The organism is Shewanella marinintestina (assembly GCF_023283845.1).
Classification (GTDB): Bacteria; Pseudomonadota; Gammaproteobacteria; order Enterobacterales; family Shewanellaceae; genus Shewanella; species Shewanella marinintestina.
The window spans coordinates 1-24,582 of the sequence record NZ_JAKILC010000023.1 but is presented as its reverse complement, the minus strand read 5'-3'; the positions used below and the strand labels follow the sequence as shown (position 1 = coordinate 24,582).

The window sequence follows — 24,582 nt, the reverse complement described above, 5'->3', positions numbered from 1 at the left end:
CACCCCTATGGTCGCTGTATATTCTAACGGACTAGAATGTTAGTCATGTTGGGGGCACGGGCTTTAGTTAGCCGGTAGTACAGGTAGGCGGTGATGATGGCATCGATTGTTATCCCTAGGCCAAACATGATGGCTATTTTATCGAGTGATGGAACGAACCAGCCCATTTGATAAGCCATAAATGCACTGCCGTAGAAGCCTGTGTTTACGATTAACGACTGGTATAACATTAAGTCCGTTCGGCCTATACCGTAAAAGTAGCTATCAATGACATGGTTAAAGGCAAACACAATGTAAAAGCCAAGCATAAGTAACACTAGCTTGGTGACAGCTTGTGACTGGCTAACACCCATAACGTGTTCGATAAAAGGTTGCCATGCAGGCATAGACCCCAGCCAGCCGCATACAAATACCACTACGATACCCATATAGCTGTTCACTTTATCTTTGCTTAATCCACCATTGTTGGCCGCATCGCGCTTTACTAACTGGCCTAGCGCCAGAATAGGTAATAGTAACCACCCCCAGATAAACTGATTCGCCAACCAAAATACTCCAGCTTGTTGAACCTGATTAACCAGCTGTAAGATCATCACCACAAAAGCGGTGTTGCGTACTAATGACTCTAAGCCTGACTTAGCGCCAACCCTTAGCCAAGTTGTAAGCCATGGTTGCTGATTAAACTGAATGCGGCGTAGCGATAGGCCCTTACTGGTTAAATATAAAATGGCCACGCTAGATAAAACCAAGCTGACGATAATATTGGTCCACGCTATGCCATTAACCCCAAGGTTTAAAGAGAATGGCAGCTGACTGACAAACACGTTGTCGCATAATAGGGTGAGTAGGGTTTGGATAAGTAATAACTGATAGATAAGCTTCTGCTTGTTTTTGAGTATGAGCACTAAGCTTGCAAATGAAAATACACTCGACAATAAAATCGCGATGGACTCTAGGCGAATATAACTGACGGTTTGCTCGATAAGCGCGGCTTGCTGCTGCATAGCTACAACCATTTGAGGTGCCAGAGTTATTACCGTAATAGTAACACTGGCATAGGCCATGACCACGATAGTAAGCCCTATCGATAACCTGACATTGTACTTTTTAGGTTCTCGTATCACTTGGCCAAATATGAATGCTAGCGGTAAAAGCAGAGCCTCACTAAGCACCTCATAAATTACATTAAGCCAAGCCACTTGCGCTGCGATGCTGAACGCCCAAGGATTAGGGATATCGCCTAGAAAATGTATCCGAGTCGTGGAATATATTAACGGGATTAAGCTGGTTAAGATGAGCACCAGTAGCAGCTTGAAGTTGATACCTTGATAGCTCTTCAAATAGGGGGTTACAAAGGCTGAAGCTTTAAGGTTTGGCTGCATGTGCATTGGATTCGTAGTGGCAGTTTAGGGCTCTGTTTTAAGTAGTCTTTGTACTAGAGCTAGTGCAGTGACTAATGGATTAGTCACTGCTCATTCTTATAATGATTCGGGCTTTATCATTGAGCCCTAAGAATAACCCTTAAGCTGATTGCTGGTGGAGCTGATAAATCTCAGCTTCTAATTCGCTAATTGCTTGCTCGTACTCTTTTTTACCACCAAAGCCTTTTTTAACGATCTCGCTTAGGCTACCAATCTCGTTAAAGGGCTGCACTTTTAGCACTTGCATGCTTTCAATTTCTTGGACCCCAACATCGGCGTATTTAACCAGTAGATTCTCTAGTACCGTTTGGGCGGTATCAGAATACTTGGTGAAGTAATTACGCTTTTTAACGCTATTGGCACGTTCTTTTCGGGTGAGCGGCGGTTGGTCGTACACCACATGACAGATCATGTCGAAGGGGTCCATCTCTTTGCCAACCTCTTCTTCAAGTGCGGCCCAGATAATACCTTCTTGTGCGAGCTCATCGATGATGGCTTGTTTACGGTCAGAGTCATTCCAGCGCTTTACGAACTCATCGAGTGAGCTGAACTGCTTAGCCATGGTTTTGCGGGTGTAGTCTTTGAAAGACTCGGTAACTAACTTGCCGTCACTGTCGTAATACTGCACACGCTCTGCAACTTTACTAACGCTTACACCCGAGACTCGGTATTTGGCTACTTTACGGGTTTCATCGTCTGTCCATTCACCTTCTGGTGTTTGGCCATCATCGCCAGAGCCATCCGACTGGGTATCACTGCTATCGCCACCAAGCTCACCATCATCGAATGGATTATCTTCACCACTTGGGTCATCAATAGCATCAGTGCCATCAATGTCAGTATCGTCATCTTCGATATCTGTAGGGGTAACGACTAAGACCTTCTCTGGTGTACCATCAAAGCGCTCATCGGCAAACAGTTCGGTAGCCTTTTTGAAGTCTAAGATGGTGAACCATAACTTGCCGTATCTGTCATCGATACGGGTGCCGCGACCAATGATCTGTTTAAACTTGGTCATTGATTGAATGTTTTGATCCAGTACCACCAGCTTACAGGTTTTAGCATCGACACCTGTGGTCATCAGCTCTGAGGTAGTGGCTATGACAGGGTAAGGTTTTTTAGGGTTGATGAAGTTATCTAGCTGGGCTTTACCTAGCTCATCATCACCGGTGATTTTCATCACGTACTTATCATTCTTCGCCATTTGCTCTGGATTAAGGTTGGCGATAGCACGGCGCATACGTTCGGCATGGTCGATGTCATTACAGAATACAATGGTCTTTGCCATTGGATCTGTACGCTTTAGGTAGTTGGTTATCGTCTCGGCCACCAGCTGAGTTCGTTCATCAATCACCATGGTGCGGTCAAAGTCTTTTTGGTTATAGATACGGTCTTCTATTACCTCTCCTTGATTATCGACTTGGCCTTTTGTTGGTCGCCAGCCTTGCAGATCAACATCAATATCAACGCGCACCACTTTATAGGGCGATAAGAAGCCGTCTTCAATGCCCTCTTTTAGGGAGTAGGTATAAGCCGGATCACCAAAGTAGTCTGAGTTTGATACTTCATCGGTTTCTTTAGGGGTTGCGGTTAAGCCTACTTGAGCTGCGCTTTTGAAATACTCTAAGATTTCACGCCATGCGCTGTCTTCTGAGGCGCTACCTCGATGGCACTCGTCGATAATGATTAAGTCAAAGAAGTCTGGGTCTACTTGCTTAAAGGCTTTCTGAGCCTCTTCTGGGCCGGTTAAAGCTTGATAGAGCGCTAGGTGTATCTCATATGATGGGTCAACGGTTCTGCCTGAGACCTTGGTCATTGCGGGACCAAAAGGTTGAAAGTCACCTGTCTTGGTTTGATCGACTAAGATATTACGGTCGGCTAGGAATAGAATGCGTTTTTTAGCGCGAGACTTCCATAAACGCCAGATAATCTGAAACGCCGTGTAAGTTTTACCAGTGCCTGTTGCCATGACGAGCAATACACGGTCTTTACCTGATGATATTGCTTCTACGGTTTTATTGATGGCTTGCAGTTGGTAATAACGAGGGTGCTTACCGCTACCATCGTCATAGTATTCTTGGTTGATAATGGGCAGCTGCTTTTCGGTGTAGCCTTTCCAAGCGCAATACTTGTCCCAGAGTTCTTTCGGTGATGGGAAGTCCTCAAGGCGGATTTCGGATTCTAGGTTGTGGGCTTCAGACGTGCCCAGTTTAGTTTTATCGTGAAAGATAAAGCCATCACCGTTAGAGGCAAAGATGAAAGGCACTTCAAGCAAGCGGGCGTAATCGAGCCCTTGCTGCATGCCTTTGCCTACTTCATGTTTGTTCGCTTTAGCCTCAATCACTGCAAGGGGCATGCTTGGTTTATGGTAAAGCACAATATCAGCAGACTTTACGGTTTTGCGTACACCGAGCTGGCCACGCACAATGACCTTACCGTCGCGTAACTTCACCTCTTGGCGAATTTGCGTCATATCATTCCAGCCCGCATCTTTAATCGCTGGCATGATGAATTTGCTGATGATATCGGTTTCAGTCAGTTTTGCTTTATTGATGCTCATAACCTAACAAGGTCCTTCTAGGAAAGATAACAAACAGTTACGGACAGCTTTGCCCATTTCGATTGTGTCATAAAGCCTTAAGGAAGCACAGGATTTAGCTCAAGGATTGAAAATGAAAAAGCTGGAGTCTTTACCTGCCTTAATTCGTAGAGTGGACCTTGCTGGTGGCATTTACGTTATAGGTCTTTGTACATCTTCTTCAGCGCTTTTATCTGCTTATTGAATGCTCTCATTCCCGGGCTTAATCTAGTAGTGCCTGTGTAGAAAGGTCCTTTTTTTCTGTCTGCATTTATCATTAACTTCATCTGGTGGTCGAATTCCGCATTGGAGCCAGTAAGCCTTTGAAAGAAAGGTGAGGGATATATTGGTGCGTGAATGTGGAAGAGTAAGTGCTGGCACGCATCATCTTTATAGTAATGATCTAACGCTGATTGAATAAGCAATAAAGCTGCTGAGCCATCACGTTCGGCGATGAGGTATTTACATATTTCTAGCTCAATTCGATATTGGCTGACGACGTTGAAAACCTGAGCTTTTAGCTCGCTAGAATTTAGGTCTTGTAGCTCTATTAGCGTTAGATAGGCTATTAGAGCCCCTTCTAGGTCTGAATCTTTGATTTGTAGGTAGATTGTTTTATCACAGTGCCAAGCAAAAACGTTGAGTAAGGCATTAGTACGTAGCACCATCTTTCCCTCTTTAGTTTTTGCACCTGTAGAGCGGCCACCATGTAACTTGCAGCGGCCATTGGTAATATTTCCATAGCGCTGGCAGGTCTTTCCACTTCTGGTTTTAGCGCCGCATTTGGGCAAGCTTTCAAGATTAAATCTAGCCATTTTTGTTTCTGCTCCTTTTGATCAGTCGAGTGATCACTTTTTGGAATTGCTTCGGTTCATGGGCTTTGTTCTGTATTTTGAAATTTGCAGTGAACAGTTGATCACTGAAATGTTCACAACACCCGGAGGCTTATTGGTTTTCTGTTGTTTATGGCGGCCTTATAATTTGCTCATTGATGATCTAGGTGATCAAAAAAAGAGTGATCACTTTTCGGTTCATGGGCTGATAGTCGAGTGATCACTGTTACATGCTGAGTGATCACTTCATTAGCTTGATCATTTATCAGCGAGTCTTTATAGCGATACTTTGGTTTGGCATCACTTAGAGGGGGATTGGTTAAATGCTCTAAGCTGATGGGCTTTGCGGCAATACACGCTTTTAGCTGCTGATCGTGAGAAAGGGGGTTAAACCAGCCATGTTTTGGTGGTCGAGTAATTTGACTGTTGAGCTGTGGGTTAGCTATTTGAAAATGTTTAAACGCTTGCTTCCGTTGGTTGTTATTAAAGGTGACTTCTGGGTCCACCAGCATGAGATCTGTTGTTGGATCGAAGTCTGTTGCCGGAGCGAGCTTATTGCTTAAAAAGCCTTTAGCTTTGCCATTTAGCTCTTTAGTGTGCTCTTTAGCCAAGTAACTTGAGCGGTAGATGGCACTCTTTAGTGAGGATTTGTCGCCTCTGTAAGTGATGCAATAAGGGTTTTCAACAAATGAGACTGTGCCATTCGCATGCATTTCCCACATGGCTTTTATAAGCGATTGTAGCCGGTATGAGTGCTTTATCTTGTGGGCGCTTAGTAAGACTTCAAGGTGATAATGCTCAATCTCAGATGTGTTCTGCTCTCTGGCGCAGTGGTAAATCACCTTACATTTGTATTGGGCTTCAAGTAATTGCTGTAATTGCTCTAAGAACTGGGTAATTGTCTGGTTATCAAAAGAGTAGTGGCTTGGGTGTAGATCAATTCTAGCAACCAACAGTCGTTTGTAATGGCTATGCATGATCTCGTAATCAGAGATAATGGTATTAACTATGCTTTTTCTTAAACACTTATGTTCCGGTTTAAAAACATCGTAAGCATGGTTCTTGTAAGCAAACAACGTTGAGTTGTGTTTGGTTATACAAAAGCGCTTTTTACGGGGCTTAGCTTTTCTGCTGGGTTTATTTGTCTGTTTAGCCATGGTTAGTTTTTCTAGTTGTTTGCATTGCAGCTAGCCTAGCGGGGTATATTATTTAATATCCGCCGTAATCCATTATTGGTTTTTGCCTGAACGATGCAGTACGTCCGGGTTTGAAGGCTTTTCAGCTGGTTAATGTTAACTTCATAAGTGGGTCAAAGTGTGTCAGCGGGTGAGGTTGTCTTTTGAGCCCCTACTGACAAGCCCTATGAGTTATTCAGGGTATAAAAAAGCAGGCCTGAGCCTGCTTTTTGTCTATCAATTAGGAAGCCACTTATGGATATCTTTAAATATCCAACATGAGTGCCGTTTTATTGTCAGTTTAGGTGACGGAAATTCGCCTGACTTAACCCTTCTTCCTAATGTTGAGCGACTGATCCCTCCTAATAGCTTTTGGACTTCAGGTCTCATTACGACTCTATTTTGATCTATGTACATTGCTAAATGATCAAGTTGTTTATGTGTCATTTTTATAGATCCTTATTTGACAGATTGACGTGATTCGATCCATTCAATGAGTTCTGATAGCAACCAGCCTACAGAACGGCTACTTTGGGATATGCGGCGTCGCTTGGGAAATTGTCCTTGTTGTTCAAGAATCCAAGCTGTTGTACGTGATATAGAGGTAATTGCTTTACGTTCTGCTTCGCGAATGAAGCGGTCTGTTGATGTTGCAATAGATGTTTTCATAGTCACTCCTGTTTGTGATGGGTTGTACAAGTAATGGAGTGACTTTAGTTATATTTATGGTTGCAAAATAGAAGGATGGGGGGGGATGGGGTAATTAATTTTTGAGCAGTAGGTGACCATATTCTTTTGCAAAATCATCGGCATCAATGACGCTCAACCCTTTCAAACTACGGCCGGGACTCCTAGCTTCATCAGTCGCAAAGATAATGATCTTGCTATATAAATCATTGAAGCCCTTACTTTCTCTTGATCTTGGATACGGTACTCTTTGTGATATGCAATAGGCTTCAATCGTATTAATCAGCGTGTGTACTTTATAATATTTGTTTTTTTTGAGCGTATAGAAATGGCTGAATACTTCATAAGTAAAGTCTAAAGCAGTATCGTAGTCATTATCAAATTGCTGCCATTCATCAAAGGAAGCTTGAGCATCGTCAAGTTTTGTTCGTTTTATATATGGATAATCCTCAATAAATTGATTGAACTCACCAATCGCTTCTTTTAGCTGCATGAGGTTGTACATAAGAGTAACTTGGCTCTTATCAAGCTGTGTTTTTATAGCTGTGTCGCTTTTGGATAGTGATCCATTCAGTTCATTCAGGCCCTTATATATTTCAGCATTACCTTTAACGATAGTAACTTTAAGGGCTACTTTATGAAGGTGAGTATAACTAACCTGCTCTTCCTGATAGGGCGAGGCTGAAAAAAACTCAAATGGCGAGTCATTGGTTTGACTCAACATTGAAATTTGCTTATCAATGGCTGAAATTTCAGCGTAGATAAAATCCATATCGATATCTTGAAAACATGTGTTGATGTCACTGGTTTCAATTTTGAACATTGAGTCAATGTTAATACATGTGTTTTTATTCATAATTTCGTTAGTAGGGGGATTTGACGTACCACTGTGCTTCCCTATGACCTTATAGTTAGTGACTTCCTATTCAGTGATACTTCCCCGATGCAAAATAATCCGTGTGTAGCACCGTGTGTAGCACGCATAGCAAAACGGGCTCTTCATTACTGAAGAGCCCGTTCAAATACAACAAGTTAAGAATTTCTTCTTAGTTCATGCCGTATTTCTTTAATTTCTTGCGTAGAGTACCACGGTTGATACCTAGCATGTTGGCAGCGCGAGTCTGGTTGCCACGAGTGTGTTGCATGATGATATCTAGCAGAGGTGCTTCAACTTCGCTTAACACCATTTCATATACTTCTTCAGCTTCTTGCCCGTCCATCTGAGCGAAAAAGTTAGTGACAGCACGCTTTACCGCATCACGTAGTAATTGTGGCTTGATAGCGCCACTTGCGGTTTCGATTTTGCCAACAGTAAGTGGGTGAACTTCAGTGTGAGTAGTCTGATCAAACATTCGTATTCTGCTCTTTATTAATATGCAACAAATTCATCAAAATAGCGTTCCACCATGGAACATTGTTCTTCAACGGTTTCGAGTCGATTAAATTCGGCCCTAAAAGGTCGTTGATGTTCTTGGTCTAGGTACCAGCCAACATGCTTTCTTGCGAAGCGGATGCCCTTAAAATCACCATACAATTTGTATAGTAGTTCCAGGTGTTCAAGCATAACTTGACGCTTTTCATCCATCTCAACGGGCGCTAGCTTATTACCTGTATCCAGGTAATGTTGGATTTCCCTAAATATCCAAGGCCTTCCTTGAGCTCCTCGTCCAATCATCAGGGCATCCACACCAGTATAATCCAACACAAAACGTGCTTTCTCTGGCGTTAAAATGTCTCCATTGGCGACAACAGGTATCGAGATCTGTTTTTTAATTGCTTTAATTGTGTCGTACTCGGCATCGCCTTTGTACATGCACTGCCTCGTTCTGCCGTGAACGGCTAATGAAGCAATACCGCAATCTTCTGCAATCTGGGCGATATGAACACCATTCCTGTGCTCTGGAGCCCAACCCGTTCGAATTTTTAGCGTGACAGGCACATCAACTGCGGCGACAACAGCACGTAGAATTGCTTCTACTTGTACTGGATCTTGTAGCAAAGCTGATCCTGCAAGCTTCTTATTCACTTTTTTCGCTGGGCAGCCCATATTAATGTCAATGATTTGCGCCCCTTGTTGTACGTTGACAACTGCGGCATTGGCCATTAACTCAGGATCTGCTCCGGCAATCTGAACCGAACGTATTCCGTCTTCACCTGCGTGTGTCATACGCAAGCGGCTTTTATCTGTATCCCAAACCTCAGGATTAGACGAAAGCATCTCCGACACGGCTAAGGCTGCGCCATAACGTAAGCAGAGATTTCTAAAGGGTTGGTCTGTGACACCTGCCATTGGGGCCACGATCAACTGATTTTTCAGGCGATAGGGTCCAATCTGCATTTATCAAAACACCTTGCTCGTCAAAGGGGCGCTATAGTACGCCTTTTTCAAGCCTGTGAAAAGGTCAATAAATGACCTGAGGGCAACTTTTTTGCTTGACTTTTGTTGAGTGAGAAGTAAGTCGCGGCGCTTAAAGCGCCGCTGGTTACCGCTATTTGCGTATACCTGTCAAGCGACTCCAGTCGTCTTTGTGAGCCGGTGCATCCATATCGAACCACTCGCTGTAGAAAGCTGAGACTTCTTCTGCTTGCTCTTGTAATAAACCCGAAAGTGCCAATTGGCCACCTGGTTTCACTTTTTCAGCAATGAGTGGTGCAAGTTCGCGCAGTGGGCCTGCAAGAATGTTGGCAACTAGGATATCGGCAAGCAAATCTGCAGGCTGATCTTCTGGTAGATATAGATCTAGCTTATCTTCAACACCGTTACGTTCAGCGTTAGCTTTTGATGCTTCAATCGCTTGGTAGTCGATATCGATACCGGTAACGCGCTCAGCACCAAGCTTAAGTGCTGCTACGGCTAAAATACCGGAGCCACAACCAAAGTCGATAACGTCTTTATTAGTGTAATCTAAGCCGTCTAGCCACTCTAGACAAAGTGCGGTAGTTGGGTGAGTACCAGTACCAAAGGCTAAACCAGGATCTAAGATCACGTTAACTGCGGTTGGGTCTGGAATTTCACGCCAGCTTGGGCAGATCCATAGGCGCTCACCAAACTGAATTGGGTGGAAGTTATCCATCCATTCACGTTCCCAGTCTTTATCTTCAACTTGTTCAATCTTGTGGCTAAAGTTTTCGCCTAGGTAAGGCAAGCCTTTCAGCATCGCTACGATTGGTGCTAGATCGTAATCTGCTTCAAATAGTGCCGTTAATACTGTGTGGTTCCATAGTGGTGTTTCACCTAAGGTTGGTTCGTAGATTGGCGTATCTTTGCCATCTTCATAAGTGATAGATAGTGAACCAAGATCCATAAGCATGTCGCTTAGGGCATCGGCGTGCTGGTTGTCGGTGTCGACTTTTAATTGGATCCAAGGCATGGGATCGTCTCTGTAGCTAGATATAATGGCGTTATTGTAAACCATCTGCTCGATTTACGTCAGCGCCAACATTAAAAAGCAGTGGTTTTTGTTGTGAGCAGGCCTAAGCTTACCGTTATGAGTAAAAATCTCGACTAGATTGTGTGCGAAATTGTGAATTTAGATATAGACTAAAGTATAAGGTGTTTAAGTGTTTTAGTGTTTACAATTCGATGTCAAGTTATTGAATTTGGTCGGTAAAATGGTTTGACCAGTGTTTGCTTTTATAGTTTGCGTTTGTGATCGCTGTCAAAGAGTGGTGAGTAGCTTGGTGAGCAAGCTCACGCTTTAAAATGGCGAATATTTGTAGGGGAAATCTTCCTGTTATGGTGTAAGTCCCGACAATAGGCACTATAAAAGAAAAATAACCGTGAGAACCCTAACTGACACTGTAAACCTATTTCAACAAAAAGTAGCTAACACCTGGTCTGCCAAAGCTGACCGCTTGCAAAGCGCTACCGGCATTCTTTTAGGATGTTTTTTGCTGGTGCACCTACATTTTGAATCTAGCATTTTATTTGGTAAAGAAGCTTTCTACCATGTAGTGCAATTTCTTGAGGGCGGCATGTTTAGCGAAACCGGCCACGGTTATCCGCTATTGACCAGCATATTCTCAGCCTTCTTATTGGTAGTGGTTTTAGTCCATGCAGCGTTTGCACTACGTCGCTTCCCTGCTCAAATTGGTCAGTGGCGTGCGCTACGTAGCCAAATGCAAGTGGTTAACCATAGCGATACTCGCGTGTGGTTCTGGCAACTTGTCAGTGGTTTCATCTTATTCTTCCTTGTGCCTGTTCATCTATACACCATGATTGCGACTCCGGAAATTGGCCCGCATTTAAGTGCTGAGCGCGTGTATCACGATAATGCATGGTTACTGTATATCGTGTTGCTGCCTGCAGTGGTTATTCATGCAATGTTTGGTTTGTACCGCGTTGCAGTGAAATGGGGGATTAGCGCTAATCGTAATGGTCTGCGTAAATTAGCTCATATCTTAGTGGTGTACTTAATGGTGATTGGCCTGTTAAGCCTAGCTCAGTACATGATTATTGGCAGTGAATTAACGCTCCCGATTGAACCATTTCGTCCATAAGCCAACAGATTAATTGATGCCGATTGAATCAGTCGGTATCAATAAACATTAATAAAAATAACGCTGAGCATGGCAATGAGTCATGACACAGCGCAATAGAACATCGACCTATTCCTATTTAAGGAGCAAGCGTGAAACTCATATATACCGATTCTTTAGTCGTGGGCGCCGGTCTGGCTGGACTAAGGGTCGCCATCGCCTCGAAAGAGAGAGGGCTCGACACCGTTGTGCTATCTCTGATCCCTGCTAAACGTTCACACTCTGCGGCTGCGCAAGGTGGCATGCAGGCAAGCCTTGGTAACACTGTAAAAGGCATGGGTGATGATGAAGATGTGCATTTCCAAGATACCGTAAAAGGATCTGACTGGGGATGCGATCAGGATGTCGCTCGTATGTTTGCTCATTGTGCACCTAAAGCTGTGCGTGAACTGGCTAATTGGGGCGTACCTTGGACGCGCATTACTAAAGGACCACGTCAGGTGGTGGTGAATGCAGAGAAAGTCACTATTGAAGAAGCAGAAGAGGCGCACGGTTTAATTAACGCCCGCGACTTTGGTGGCACTAAAAAGTGGCGTACTTGCTACACGGCTGACGGTACAGGACATTCGCTGTTGTATGCGGTAGATAACAAAGCGATTTCAATGGATATTCCTGTGCATGAGCGCATGGAAGCATTGTCGCTGATCCATGATGGCAAGCGTTGTCACGGTGTGGTTGCACGCTGCTTAATTACCGGTGAGCTTATTGCTTATGTTGCTAAGTCGACCACCATTGCGACGGGCGGCTATGGGCGTATTTATGAAGTATCGACTAACGCGATTATTTGTGAAGGTGTGGGTCAAGCACTAGCACTAGAAACCGGTGTTGCCAAGCTAGGTAACATGGAAGCGGTGCAGTTCCATCCTACCGCAATTGTACCTGTGGGCATTCTAACCACTGAAGGTTGTCGTGGTGATGGTGGTTTATTGCGTGACAAAGATGGTCACCGCTTTATGCCTGACTACGAGCCTGAAAAGAAAGAGCTGGCTTCACGTGACGTGGTATCGCGCCGCATGACTGAGCATATGCGTAAAGGTAAGGGCGTAGATAGCCCGTACGGTCCGCATTTGTGGTTAGACATTACTTTGCTAGGCCGTAAGCACGTTGAAACGAATTTGCGTGAAGTAAAAGAAATTTGTGAGAACTTCTTAGGCATAGACCCTGCTAAAGATTGGATCCCAGTCAGACCGACGCAGCATTACTCTATGGGGGGTATTCGTACTGATGCTACCGGCCAGAGCCCACAGCTTAAAGGCCTATTCAGTGTCGGTGAAGCGGCATGTTGGGATATGCACGGCTTTAACCGTTTAGGCGGTAACTCATTAGCTGAGACTGTGGTTGGCGGCATGATCATCGGTAAGTATGTTGCTGACTTCTGTGAGCAAAATACTCTTGAAATCGACACCAGTCTAGTTGAGACCTTTGTGGGTAAATTACAAGGTGAAATTGACGAGCTAATTGACGGTGACGGCACAGAGAATCCATTTGAGCTTAAACAGCAGATGCAGCGCATCATGATGGATTACGTGGGTATTTTCCGTAATGGCCCTGAGCTTGAAAAAGCGGTAAGTGAACTACAAGACCTGCTTAAGCGTGCTAATGCGTTAGGCCTTAAGTGTAAGAAGCGCCATGCTAACCCTGAGCTAGTAGAAGCGCTGCGTGTTAAGCGCATGCTTAAAGTGGCACTAACCGTTGCTGCAGGTGCTGCTGCGCGCACAGAGAGCCGCGGAGCACACGCGCGTGAGGACTTCCCACAGCGTAACGACAAAGATTGGCTAAACCGTACGTTATCAAGCTGGCCAGACGCTAACAGTCTGTCACCACAGCTTGAGTATGAGCAATTAGATGTGATGAAGATGGAATTGCCACCTGGCTACCGTGGTTACGGTATCGACAACGCTATTGCCCATCCAGACACGGAAAAGCGTGAACAACAAATTGCAGAGATTATCAGCCAGCTTGGCCCTGATGCCAACAGACATCAAAAACAAGCGGCGGTTATGCCATTTGACGTACCAGAATCATTAAAATCAAAGAACGAACGTTTGAGTGACAAACTAAATTCAGGCGCAGGAGAGATCGCTAAATGAGCCAACAAATGGCTAAGGGCCGCACCTTAACTTTCAGTATTTTCAGATATGATCCGCAAATGCCGGATGATAAGCCGAAGATGGTGGATTACCAGATTGAAGAAGCGCCTGGTATGACGGTCTTTATTGCACTAAATCAGTTGCGTGAGTTGCAAGATCCATCGCTGCAGTTTGACTTTGTTTGTCGTGCAGGCATTTGCGGTAGCTGTGCCATGGTGATTAACGGTATGCCGACTTTAGCGTGCCGTACCTTAACAAGTAAGTTTGCTGATGGAAAAATCAAGTTAATGCCGCTACCAGGCTTTGAATTGATCGGCGACTTGTCGGTGAATACGGGTAAGTTTATGCGTGAAATTGCCGAGCGCTTAAAGCTATGGCTACACCCGAAAGCGGGCGATGATGATATTCATCGTTTAGAAGCGCCAATGTCACCAGAAGAAGCGGCTAAGCTATATGAGCTAGAGCGCTGCGTTGAGTGCGGTGTATGTGTGTCAGCGTGTGCGACTAAGCAAATGCGTGATACCTTTGTTGGTGCTGTTGGCTTAATGAAGATTGCGCGTTTTGAGCTAGATAGTCGTGATGCACGTAATGCAGAAGATTTCTACCATGTGATTGGTAACCAAGACGGTGTGTTTGGTTGTATGACGCTACTAGGCTGCCAGGACAACTGTCCGAAGGATTTGCCGCATATGCAACAGATTGCTTATCTACGCCGTAAGATGGCTGTTACCTTGGTTTAATCGACTCGATAAAATTAAGCGTTTCATTCAGAACCTATATTGACAAGCCTGCTTAACGCAGGCTTTTTTGTGGGTGACGTTTAACCGCTGTTTATCTACAATCAAATTATAATAAAGCGATATTTATACACGGAATATTGATAATGCAACTTAACGATTTGAAGCTATTTGTGCGCGTCGCTGACTGCGGCAGCTTGACTGCAGCAGCACTTGAGCTGGATATCTCCTCAGCTGTTGCCAGTGCAGGCTTAAAACGACTAGAGAAAGAACTAGGTACGGCATTGTTTATTCGTAGCACGCGCAGCTTACGTTTAACCGATGCGGGTGAGCGTTATCTAATTCACTGCCGCCGCGCTTTATCAGATCTGGAAGTGGGTCAGCGCGCTATTGAAAGTACCCAAGCGAGTATTTCTGGGTTAGTGAGTTTATCTGTGCCGTCAGATGTCGGTCGCAATGTGTTGCTGCCGTGGCTGGATGACTTTTTGCTAGAGTACCCAGAGCTCAAACTTAGGCTGCATATTGGTGACAACTTATCTGATTTTTATCATGACAAAATCGATGTAGCACTGCGTTCTGGTGTACCTAAGGACTCTTCGCTGGTGGCCTTTAAAATCTGTAATTCTCACCGAGTACTGTGTGCATCGCCAGACTATATAGCCCGCTTTGGTAACATCACTTCACTTGAGCAGCTACCTAATCATAACTGCTTATTTTTTATGTTAGATGAGCGCACTCATGACCAATGGATTTTCAATAAAAATGGTCAACAGCATAAGGTAAGAGTAACGGCTAACCGAACTTGTAATGATGCCGATATTGCAAGGCGCTGGGCAGTTGCAGGCCAAGGTTTAGTGTTTAAGTCTTGGTTAGATCTTACTGAGGATATAGATAGTAGTCGGTTAGTGCCGTTACTTAACGAGTACCAAGGGGAAGATGCGGATTTATATCTGGTATGTCCTGGTCGTGAGCATGTTACGCCGGTGATTCTGTTGCTGCGGGATATGCTACGTGAGCGTTGTAAACAGCGCTTGGCACGGGTAAAGCACCTGATGGGCCGATAATGCCAATAGGTGCAAATAGCAGATACAAAAAAACCGCACGAATGCGGTTTTATTGTTTTATCCGTTTAGGGCGGATAGTGTAAAAGCTAATTAGCTTTTAGCGCGTTTCATCGCTGTGAAGAACTCATCGTTAGTCTTGGTCATTGCCAATTTATCGATAAGGAACTCCATACCTGTCACTTCATCCATAGGATTAAGGATCTTACGTAAGATCCACATCTTCTGTAGCTCATCCGGCGTAGTGAGTTTCTCTTCACGACGCGTACCAGAGCGGTTAAAGTCGATTGCTGGGAACACACGCTTTTCAGCCGCTTTGCGAGAAAGGTGTAACTCTTGGTTACCGGTACCTTTAAATTCTTCGTAAATAACTTCATCCATCTTAGAGCCAGTATCAACTAGCGCAGTTGCGATAATTGTTAAGCTACCACCATGCTCGATGTTACGTGCAGCACCAAAGAAACGCTTTGGACGGTGTAGAGCGTTAGCGTCAACACCACCAGTAAGTACCTTGCCTGATGAAGGAATTACCGTGTTGTAAGCACGTGCTAGACGCGTGATAGAGTCAAGTAAGATAACAACGTCTTTCTTGTGCTCAACTAAGCGCTTAGCTTTCTCAATAACCATTTCTGCAACTTGTACGTGACGGCTTGCAGGCTCATCAAAAGTAGAAGCGATAACTTCACCTTTTACCATACGTTGCATCTCAGTTACTTCTTCTGGACGTTCGTCAATTAGCAAAACCATCAACACCACTTCAGGGTTGTTGTGAGTAATACTTTGCGCCATGTTTTGTAGCAGAAGTGTTTTACCAGCTTTTGGTGGCGCAACGATAAGACCACGTTGGCCTTTACCGATTGGTGAACATAAATCCAGAATACGTGAAGTGATATCTTCAGTAGAGCCATTACCACGTTCCATGCGTAGACGATCTTGCGCATGTAAAGGTGTAAGGTTTTCAAAAAGGATTTTGTTGCGAGAATTTTCAGGCTTGTCGAAGTTAACTTCGGTAACTTTTAGAAGGGCAAAATAACGCTCGCCTTCTTTTGGTGGACGGATTTTACCGAAAATCGTGTCACCAGTTCGCATATTGAAGCGTCTAATTTGGCTAGGTGATACATAAATATCATCTGGACCCGCTAAGTATGAACCATCAGAGCTACGAAGGAAGCCGAAGCCATCTTGTAAAATCTCTAAAACGCCACCACCGAAAATATCTTCACCGCTTTTAGCGTGGGCCTTAAGAATAGAGAAAATGATATCTTGCTTACGAGCACGAGCCATATTCTCTAGCTTCATGTCCTGCGCAAGCTGGACTAAATCTGATATTGAGGTGTCTTTTAATTCTGATAAATTCATCTTGGTGGGTCTTGTTTTGTACGTGGCAATGCCATCTACGATCAAAGGTTTGTAGCTTACTAGAGTATCGATCGGATAGCGAGAAGTGGGTTAATTAAGAATGTTTCTGGTTATTAAAGTAGCACTAACAAGGCGGGGCGTCTAGAAGTTTAGCTAAACCCGACACATTTTCTTATTGAAGCTGTGTCGGGAGTCACTTAATAGCGCCTAATATTGGATTAATGGGCGCTAGAGTGATTATAGCTGCGCGTCAATGAACTCTTTAAGTTGAGTTTTTGATAGAGCGCCAACCTTAGTTGCAGCAAGCTCGCCTGCTTTAAATAGCAATAGAGTTGGGATACCGCGAACGCCGTACTTAGCCGGTGAAACGTTGTTTTGATCAACGTTCAATTTAGCGATAGTGATCTTACCTTCGTACTCTTCAGCTACGTCGTCTAAGATTGGGGCAATCATCTTACATGGACCACACCATTCAGCCCAAAAATCAACCAGAACAGGTAGTTCTGAATTAATTACGTCATTTTCAAAGCTATCGTCGCTTAGGTATACAATCTTGTCGCTCATGTCGTTCTCCAGTTTGGCTGCCATTGCTGGTTTGTTAATGGCTTAACCTGTATATTGGGTCGGTAAAATAACTTTTCAAGCTAAAAGTTATGCAAATATTACTGTCGGCACTCTTTAGTTTGTTAAAACGATTTAGACAAGACGCTGATTTACAGGCATAGTTAGCCTACGTCAACGACGCTTAACGCCTAAATGCGTTTAAAATTGTCCTAAGAGAACGGTAAACACACGCTTAAATTTCATCGCATCGTATATAAATAGAGGGAATGATGATTCCGTCACTGATGCCAAAAATATCGTGATGTACGTTTCTCCGAGAGTGCACTAATTTTCCGTGATAAAATTCTATCGCTATTTCAAACGATCGAGTTTTTTATTGCAACCTTTTACAGGTAAGCCTGCGCTATGAGCGATACACATTTATCTACACAAAAGTTTGCTGACTTCCCTCTACATAAGGAAGTACATCAAGCACTTAACGAAGCTGGTTTTGAGTTTTGTACACCAATTCAAGCTTTATCGTTACCGATTTTATTAGAAAAAAAAGATATAGCAGGTCAGGCTCAAACGGGTACAGGTAAAACGCTGGCCTTTTTAGTTGCCACCTTTAACCACCTTCTATCGACCCCTATTCCAGCCGAACGTCAAATCAATCAACCTCGCGCTATTATCATGGCGCCGACTCGTGAGCTGGCTATCCAAATTGCTAAAGATGCAAATCTGCTAGCAAAGCATACCGGTCTTAAAGTGGGTATTGTTTACGGCGGTGAAGGTTATGACGTTCAGCGTAAAGTATTAGATCAAGGCGTTGATATTCTAATTGGTACAACGGGTCGAATTATCGACTACGTTCGCCAAGGTGTTATCAACGTTAGCGCAATTCAAGCTGTGGTTCTTGATGAAGCCGATCGTATGTTCGATTTGGGCTTTATTAAAGATATTCGTTTCTTGTTTAGACGTATGCCAGATGCTAAATCACGTCTTAACATGTTGTTCTCTGCAACGCTTTCAATGAAAGTGCAAGAACTTGCTTATGACCACATGAACGAACCTGAGAAAGTTGAAATTGCGCCAAACGAGAAAACTTCAAAGAACATTAAAGAGGAGATCTTCTATCCATCGATGGAGGAGAAGATGCCTTTGTTATTGTCTTTGCTTGAAGAAGACTGGCCAGAAAAAGCCATCGTGTTCTCAAATACCAAGCATAGTTGTGAAAAAGTTTGGTCATGGCTTGAAGGTGACGGACATCGCGCAGGCTTGTTAACCGGTGATGTGCCGCAAAAGAAACGTTTACGTATTCTTGAGCAGTTCACAAAAGGTGAAATTGATATTCTTGTTGCGACTGACGTTGCTGCGCGTGGCTTACATATTTCAGACGTTTCACACGTTTACAACTATGACCTACCTGATGACTGTGAAGATTATGTGCACCGTATTGGTCGTACAGGTCGCGCTGGTCAAAAAGGTGTGTCAGTGAGTTTTGCATGTGAAGAGTACGCACTTAACTTGCCTGCAATTGAGTCTTATATTCAGCATTCAATCCCAGTAACGTCATACGACAGCAGTGCTTTACTTGATGATATTCCACCACCAGTACGTATTCATCGCAAGCCTACGACTCATACTCGTAACTCGCGTGGTACAGGCGGTAATACACGTCCTCAGGGCGGTCAACGTAATGGTCCGCGTCGTCATGACCGAACCCGTAGACATTCATAGGCGATAACGCTTAATGACGACACCTCTTTACGCAGCCATTACGTTAGGCTCAAATAGTTTTAATATGTTGGTTGCTGAAACGGTAGGACAACAACCTAAAATTATTGCCAAGTATAAACGTAAAGTCCGTTTGGCCGAAGGTATCCAGGCTGATGGTTCGTTAAGTGAAGAGGTGTTATTACGCGGTCTAGACTGTTTAACTATGTTTGCTGATATGCTCAATAAAGAGGGCGTGTCTGCAGGTAATGTTGCTGTTATTGCAACAGCGACATTACGTAAAATTTCTAATTCAGATGATTTTTGTCGTCGCGCTTTACCTATTCTTGGTCATCCAATCGAGATCATTTCAGGCATGCGTGAAGCCGAGTTGATTTATCAAGGTATGGTAGCAACTACTGATGGTCAAGGGCGTCGATTAGTCATTGATATTGGTGGTGCGAGCACAGAGTTTATTATTGGTGATGGTAGTAAAGTGCTACTTAAAACCAGTTTGGCTATGGGCTGCGTGACTTTTAATGAGTCATTTTTTAGTAATGCTCCTTTGCAACAGCTTGACTTTGATGACGCCAAAAACAAAGTTAAAAAAGTGCTTGGTGAGCAGCTAATAACGCTAAAATCATTAGGTTGGCATTGTGTTGTTGGTGCATCGGGAAGTGTGCAATCAGTTGTTGAACTGCTCAACCACAGAGGCTTGCCTACGGCGATCACACAAGATGTTTTATTAGCACTTAAGCAAGAAATCCTGTCACAAAATGACTTATCAATGCTGGATATTCGTGGTTTAAATCATGAGAGAGCCCCCACATTTGCAGCTGGGGTTGCCATTCTTCTCGCGTTATTTGAGTTATTAGAAATTGAGAAGCTACAACTGTCTGGTGGTGCATTGCGTGAAGGCGTTTTGCAAATGCTTGCGGAGCAAGCTTAACTTCCTTATTTTATCTACAGTAATTTTTAAATATTAACTTGGCCTCTCCATTTTAGGTGTTCCTCATATTTTGAGTAATCAGTATTAAAGGCTGAGTACCTCTATCTAGCCTTATAGTCTTGTAATAGCAAAGGCTATTACAATGACGTTATTTTTAATCTCAGCCTCACTTGCTCCTGATCCTTAGCGAATTTTACTACTTATTTAAAAATACTACTGCAATTTGCAATTCTTTTTCTAATCACTCTATTTGTTAATTTTTTTAACAATTATAAGTTGTTACATCCTTCTACATCTTAATTTTCTTTCTAGCTTAAGACGTACCTTCAGCATTTACGGGCTATTATTGCATAAAGTACATTGTATAAAATATTCGTTTAATGTTAATCTTTTGTTGCGTTCGGTTGTTTTTCACTCAAGCACACTAATAAATATTTTGGCTGAGCGCTTACTAAAAGAAGATTTAAGGGAGAGTAAATTATGTCTGGAAGTAACGCTTTGACGCGATTTTCGCCGAAAAAGACGCTCGCTGCACTTGCGGTAGGTTCGGTGTTATTTATATCTGCACCAGCTGCGATGGCTGCAGATACAAGTATTGTAAAGGGACACATTGTTAATGAGTCTGGTAGCAACTTATCGAATGCCACCATTACCCTAAAACATAAAACTAAGGGCTTAGTATTTACGGTTGAGACTAATGAGAAAGGTGATTACCTTCTACGTAATGTCCCTGTGGGTGACTATGATATTACCATTAGCAAAGATGGTTATGAGCAAAACCAAGAGAATGGTGTAAGAGTTAGTATCGGCCAATCAGTCATACTAGACGGTCAATTGTATAATGCTGGCACCGATGATGTTGAGCGAATTGCAGTAACAGGCAGTATGATCCGTCGAGTCGACACCGCCTCATCAACCTCTGGATTAACCTTTAGCCAAGACGAGTTGCAAACAATGCCTGTTAACACAGGTTTTGAAAGCATTGCATTGTTGGCACCTGGTACCGCAGCACCTGGCGGTTCAAATTTTAATGGCGCATCTAGCTTTGGCGGTTCATCAGCTGCAGAAAATGGTTACTATTTTAATGGTCTAAACGTTACTAGTATTCGAACTGGTATGGGGTCTATTCGTTTGCCTTGGGAGGCTATTTCTCAAACTCAAGTTAAAACGGGTGGCGTAAGCCCTGAATATGGCGGTGCATTAGGCGGTATTGTTAACGCGGTTTCCAAGTCGGGTGAAAACGAATTTAAGTTTGGTGCTGAAGCGCGCTGGGATCCATCATCTCTTCGTGCCACTCAAGATAGTATTTACCAATCAAACGGTGAGATTAGCACTAACACTCAGCAAGATAGCTATGACTTTAAAGAGTTACAGCTTTGGGCAAGTGGTGCGATTATTGAAGATTCATTATTCTTTTACGGTTTATTTGCACCTAGAAGAGAAGAGTCTGAGTGGGCTGGCCAAACAACAAAAACAAGCAAAGACCGTGAAGAAGATCGTTGGTTCGCCAAGTTAGATTGGTATATGACAGACGACCATTCAATTGGTTTTTCTGCAATGAACAACAAGCGTACTTGGACCAATAAAACTTATGCTTACGACTGGGAAACTAATGTTATTGGTGAAAAACAAGGTGTTGATGCGCCTGGAGAAGATGGCGGTAAAGTCTATAGCTTAAATTATAATGGTTATTTATCTGATACCTTCTCTGTATCAGCTGTTGTTGGCCGTGTACAAGAAGATGTTGAAAATGTTGTAGCCTCAACTAATCCTGGTGTTTGGGATTTCCGTGACGGTACAACCACTCTCAGCCAACACACAAATTCATCTGTTTCTGAAGAGCATTACACTCGAGATCAAGCACGTATCGATTTCAGTTGGGATTTAGAAGACCACTCAATTCAGTTTGGTGTTGATTATACAAAAGTTAAAGTTGACTACAGTTCTTCTCAAAACGGTATTGGTGATGCACAAGGTTGGTGGTCTGTTTATACCGCTGGTGCAGACGATAACTCAGGTCAAGTCGAGGGAGCTGATTACATCGAACGTCGTGTTCGTGAGCGCTTTACCGATTCAGATGTAACTTCAACTGCTTTCTATATCAATGATTCATGGCAAGCGACAGATAACTTAGTGTTAAACCTAGGCTTACGTTATAGCGAATTTGAAAATACAGTTTCAGATGGTCGTGCTTATGTTGAAATGGAAGATCAATTTGCACCACGTGTTCAAGCTATTTATGACGTCTTTGGTGATGGCGAGGCAAAAGTTTTTGCTACCTATGGCCGCTACTTCCAGCCAGTATCAGCTAACATGAACATCACTCAAGGTTCTTCATCTATTGAATGGTTTGAGTATTCAGAACTTGATCAAGTCGATAGCGATGGTCATCCAGTGATTACAGCTGATGGCTCACCAAGTCGCGGGGCTATGCTACGTGATCGTTGGTATCGTCAAAAAGGGATTACTGAGCCAGGTCTAATCGCTTCTTCTTCACTTAAATCTATGTACTCAGATGAATTTACTTTAGGTTATCAGCAGGAAGTATTTGAAACTATGACCGCTGGTGTTCGCGGTATTTACCGTGATTTAGGTCGTAGCGTAGAAGATACTGATGTAGGACCAGTATTATCGAAAAAGCTTGCTGAGTTGGGTATTACCGATAACGTAGGTCAAAGCTCTTATTATGTTCTGCTAAATCCGGGTGAAGATGTTGCTATTTCTTATGACTTCGATGGTGATGGTAAAGTTGATAATGTTAACTTAAGTGCGGCAGAGATGGCATTACCTGAAGCTGAACGTAAGTATGTGGCGTTAGAGTTTACTCTAGATGGTTCTGTTACTGACGATTTACGTATCAATTCATCATACACTTGGTCTCATAGTTATGGTAATACCGAGGGTTTAGTTAAAACAGATAATAACCAAGCCGATCCTGGCTGGACTACATCTTACGACTATGGTGACTTGATGGATCATGCTAATGGTGATCTACCGAATGACCATACGCATGCATTTAAGCTAAGTGGTGCGTATGATATTACAGAAGAGCTAATTTTCGGTTTTGTCACTCGGGTAACTTCAGGTCGCCCACAAAGCTACTTCTCTGTCCATCCTGAAGGTGTCGATAGCTGTGCTGCGGGTAATCCATGGGATGATTGTATTAGTCGTTACTATGGTCAAGCATCACACTATGATGAAAATGGTAACCCAGCACCGCGAGGCTCAGCAGGTAACTTACCTTGGGTAACCAATATTGATCTTTCGTTGACTTATATGACAGAAATCTTTGATGGTGACTTCACAATTAAAGGAACTGTTTATAACGTACTTGATTCTGATTCCGCTACAAATATCAATGAAGAAAGAGCGCGTTACGGGGACTCTGGCCTGGAGTTGAATCCAGATTATGGAATGGTAACTGATCGCCAAGAAGAACGTTTCTTCTCAGTCGTTGCACGTTACGAGTTCTAAGTAACGGGTAGATTTAAAAAGGCCGCATTAGCGGCCTTTTCTTTTATTAACAAAGGTTATTTTAAAATCTTAGCTAAGTCAGCCTCTAGCGACACTTCTGGTCTTTCCACAATACGGCCAATCTCTTCGTCATTTTGCTCGACTATAAAGGTAGGGATTCGGCTAAACTCGTAGTTAGCCGCTAAAGCTTGTGGATCTTGCTTCTCTCTATCAACACCAATATAGATGACCTCAATATTCGGGTTATTGATCTCTTCAATAAGACGAATAAATCGTGGAGTTTCACGGTGACAGTCTGGGCACCAAGTGCCAATGATAACGGTCACTTGTGTTGGCTTATCGACTTTTTGTAGTTTAGCTACTATCGCAGTATCTGCTTTATAGTTTGTATATTCATCATTGAACCAGTCAAATTCGTTAAGCTCTTGATGTGTTACTGCACCAGTTAAAATCACTTCTTGTTTCTCCTCACTGCAAGTTGCTAGAAAGCCATCTTGTTTATCTTCAAACCCACAGCCGCTATTTGCCATGCTTTGGCTACTGAAGAATAACAATGTGGTCGCGAGTAATGCTTTAACGTTATTGTGCATGATTATACCTTTGGCAAGAAGAAATGATGTTGCTTTATTCAAACATGTCTTAACAAATGGGTGAAGCTCACGATTGCCGCACTGTTAAAGGGATCACCTTATAAACAAGAAATGTATTTCGTATATTGGTTTTTGCGACAAAGTCTTAAAACTGGCTGAATCGAACTCGTTATAACCTTAAGGTTATCTATATAAAGTAAGTGGCACATGAACTGCTCTATTCAGATAATAAGTAAGGAGCTAATAAAGGTGCGTCGCGAAAAATGAGTTAATAGCTATCATCTCAATTGATATCACTGGAGGGGAAAGCAACTTGGATAATGCCAGCCAGATAATCCGATTGAAGTAATTAGCTATATAGCAGAGAACTTTCTGAATGACGCGTAGGAATTGCATCAGATCTATAAACGTCGATGTTTGATGATTCTTTCCTTATATATAGCAAGATTTCTTTATTGCGAAGCTAGATAAGCCTATAAGCAAAGAAAATATCGACAGGTAATCCTTAACCAAATAATGAAAATATCAAATTTGTTTGAAATTGTCCGTGCAACTCAAAAATACTGTACTAGACTCATTATCCCAGCGCACAAATAGTAGACATAAAACCGAGTTTTGTGGATAACTCTGGGGGTATTTAGTGGGTATGATGTGCTTAATATATCTTTTTGAAAAAACGCCGATTTTCTTTCAAAAAGCGCTTGCGCTGCTGCGAGAACTCCCTATAATGCGCATCCACTGACACGGCACAGCAGGCCAACTACCTAGGTAGCAAGGGACTTGCAGCAGTGTTAGAGGTTCGAGAATCGAAAGAGATTTGAATCAGGTGA

Annotated in this window: 19 protein-coding genes; 7 read left to right on the top strand and 12 right to left on the bottom strand. The window is 43.2% G+C overall.

Annotated features, from left to right (window positions below):
- Positions 1 to 23: 23 nt before the first annotated feature.
- From L2747_RS19355 to prmA, 9 genes are all read right to left on the bottom strand, one after another.
- The gene (locus tag L2747_RS19355) at positions 24 to 1,388 is read right to left on the bottom strand and encodes an MATE family Na+-driven efflux transporter (RefSeq protein ID WP_249000624.1); all 1,365 of its coding nucleotides are present in this window, start codon (positions 1,386 to 1,388) and stop codon (positions 24 to 26) included.
- Between the two features lie 133 nt (positions 1,389 to 1,521).
- Positions 1,522 to 3,981, bottom strand: a complete 2,460-nt coding sequence (gene hsdR, locus L2747_RS19350) for an EcoAI/FtnUII family type I restriction enzme subunit R (protein WP_249000623.1) — start codon at positions 3,979 to 3,981, stop codon at positions 1,522 to 1,524.
- 176 nt (positions 3,982 to 4,157) lie between these two features.
- Positions 4,158 to 4,814 (bottom strand): HGGxSTG domain-containing protein, encoded by a 657-nt coding sequence (locus tag L2747_RS19345; RefSeq protein WP_249000622.1) that lies wholly within the window; start codon positions 4,812 to 4,814, stop codon positions 4,158 to 4,160.
- A 170-nt stretch (positions 4,815 to 4,984) separates the two neighbouring features.
- Complete coding sequence (locus L2747_RS19340; RefSeq protein ID WP_249000621.1) at positions 4,985 to 5,989, bottom strand: YagK/YfjJ domain-containing protein; 1,005 nt, start codon at positions 5,987 to 5,989, stop codon at positions 4,985 to 4,987.
- A gap of 477 nt (positions 5,990 to 6,466) precedes the next feature.
- Positions 6,467 to 6,676 carry a helix-turn-helix transcriptional regulator gene (locus L2747_RS19335; protein ID WP_249000620.1) on the bottom strand — a complete coding sequence of 70 codons (210 nt, stop codon included), beginning with the start codon at positions 6,674 to 6,676 and terminating at the stop codon, positions 6,467 to 6,469.
- Between the two features lie 94 nt (positions 6,677 to 6,770).
- Positions 6,771 to 7,466 carry a hypothetical protein gene (locus tag L2747_RS19330; RefSeq protein WP_249000619.1) on the bottom strand — a complete coding sequence of 232 codons (696 nt, stop codon included), beginning with the start codon at positions 7,464 to 7,466 and terminating at the stop codon, positions 6,771 to 6,773.
- A 274-nt stretch (positions 7,467 to 7,740) separates the two neighbouring features.
- Entirely contained in the window at positions 7,741 to 8,046 is a 306-nt protein-coding gene (gene fis / locus L2747_RS19325; RefSeq protein WP_012153658.1) for a DNA-binding transcriptional regulator Fis, read from the bottom strand.
- A 17-nt stretch (positions 8,047 to 8,063) separates the two neighbouring features.
- The gene (dusB, locus tag L2747_RS19320) at positions 8,064 to 9,032 is read right to left on the bottom strand and encodes a tRNA dihydrouridine synthase DusB (RefSeq protein ID WP_220780388.1); all 969 of its coding nucleotides are present in this window, start codon (positions 9,030 to 9,032) and stop codon (positions 8,064 to 8,066) included.
- A gap of 151 nt (positions 9,033 to 9,183) precedes the next feature.
- Positions 9,184 to 10,065, bottom strand: coding sequence for a 50S ribosomal protein L11 methyltransferase (gene prmA / locus L2747_RS19315; RefSeq protein WP_249000618.1), 882 nt, complete (start codon positions 10,063 to 10,065; stop codon positions 9,184 to 9,186).
- 409 nt (positions 10,066 to 10,474) lie between these two features.
- Here prmA and L2747_RS19310 point away from each other — a divergent pair, with 409 nt between their 5' ends.
- From L2747_RS19310 to L2747_RS19295, 4 genes are all read left to right on the top strand, one after another.
- Positions 10,475 to 11,194 carry a fumarate reductase cytochrome b subunit gene (locus L2747_RS19310; protein WP_249000617.1) on the top strand — a complete coding sequence of 240 codons (720 nt, stop codon included), beginning with the start codon at positions 10,475 to 10,477 and terminating at the stop codon, positions 11,192 to 11,194.
- Between the two features lie 131 nt (positions 11,195 to 11,325).
- Positions 11,326 to 13,323, top strand: coding sequence for a fumarate reductase flavoprotein subunit (locus L2747_RS19305; protein WP_249000616.1), 1,998 nt, complete (start codon positions 11,326 to 11,328; stop codon positions 13,321 to 13,323).
- An 8-nt stretch (positions 13,324 to 13,331) separates the two neighbouring features.
- On the top strand, positions 13,332 to 14,063 hold the full coding sequence (locus L2747_RS19300; protein WP_248472478.1) for a fumarate reductase iron-sulfur subunit: 732 nt from the start codon (positions 13,332 to 13,334) through the stop codon (positions 14,061 to 14,063).
- 143 nt (positions 14,064 to 14,206) lie between these two features.
- A complete protein-coding gene (locus L2747_RS19295; RefSeq protein WP_249000615.1) occupies positions 14,207 to 15,124 on the top strand; it encodes a LysR family transcriptional regulator in 918 nt (305 codons plus the stop codon).
- 90 nt (positions 15,125 to 15,214) lie between these two features.
- Here L2747_RS19295 and rho read toward each other — a convergent pair whose 3' ends face one another.
- A complete protein-coding gene (gene rho, locus L2747_RS19290) occupies positions 15,215 to 16,480 on the bottom strand; it encodes a transcription termination factor Rho (RefSeq protein ID WP_249000614.1) in 1,266 nt (421 codons plus the stop codon).
- Between the two features lie 237 nt (positions 16,481 to 16,717).
- Complete coding sequence (trxA, locus tag L2747_RS19285; RefSeq protein WP_012278950.1) at positions 16,718 to 17,044, bottom strand: thioredoxin TrxA; 327 nt, start codon at positions 17,042 to 17,044, stop codon at positions 16,718 to 16,720.
- Positions 17,045 to 17,449: 405 nt separating this feature from the next.
- Between trxA and rhlB the strand changes: the two genes are divergently transcribed.
- From rhlB to L2747_RS19270, 3 genes are all read left to right on the top strand, one after another.
- Positions 17,450 to 18,763, top strand: a complete 1,314-nt coding sequence (rhlB, locus tag L2747_RS19280; protein ID WP_249000613.1) for an ATP-dependent RNA helicase RhlB — start codon at positions 17,450 to 17,452, stop codon at positions 18,761 to 18,763.
- Between the two features lie 13 nt (positions 18,764 to 18,776).
- A complete protein-coding gene (locus tag L2747_RS19275) occupies positions 18,777 to 19,688 on the top strand; it encodes a Ppx/GppA phosphatase family protein (RefSeq protein ID WP_249000612.1) in 912 nt (303 codons plus the stop codon).
- 480 nt (positions 19,689 to 20,168) lie between these two features.
- Positions 20,169 to 23,162, top strand: a complete 2,994-nt coding sequence (locus L2747_RS19270) for a TonB-dependent receptor (protein ID WP_249000611.1) — start codon at positions 20,169 to 20,171, stop codon at positions 23,160 to 23,162.
- Positions 23,163 to 23,218: 56 nt separating this feature from the next.
- Here the strand turns inward: L2747_RS19270 and L2747_RS19265 are convergent, their stop codons facing one another.
- A complete protein-coding gene (locus tag L2747_RS19265; RefSeq protein ID WP_249000610.1) occupies positions 23,219 to 23,752 on the bottom strand; it encodes a thioredoxin family protein in 534 nt (177 codons plus the stop codon).
- Between the last annotated feature and the right edge of the window lie 830 nt (positions 23,753 to 24,582).